This is a genomic window from Bradyrhizobium sp. LeoA1Lang, from assembly GCF_055413685.1.
The window spans coordinates 1-322 of the sequence record NZ_JBVAPG010000567.1 but is presented as its reverse complement, the minus strand read 5'-3'; the positions used below and the strand labels follow the sequence as shown (position 1 = coordinate 322).

The 322-nt window shown below is 65.8% G+C and carries 1 pseudogene; it reads left to right on the top strand.

Going from position 1 to position 322, the window contains the following annotated elements:
• Window positions 1–89: 89 nt before the first annotated feature.
• A pseudogene (locus ACZYOF_RS44535) lies at window positions 90–322 on the top strand (IS4 family transposase); the annotation flags it as partial.

Here is a 322-nt window from a genome sequence, read left to right as displayed (position 1 = left end):
AGGATACCAGCGAGCTTTCGCTGGGAGGGCGGCGTGCGAAAGCGAACGGCTACGGGCCGATCGGGAAAGGCGGAGCGCTGCGGGGCCTGTTGCTGCATGCCGCCCTGGCGGTCGATGCCAGCAACGGTGGAGTGATCGGCCTCGTCGATGCGAAGGTGTGGAACCGCACGGGCGGCAAGGCCAAGCATCGACGGGCGCGAACGACGAAACAGAAGGAATCGCAACGTTGGCTCGATAGCACGAGGCGCGCCGCAGAGGTGCTGGCGGAGGCTGCGAGCATCACGGTGGTATCGGACCGGGAAAGCGACATCTACGCGCACTT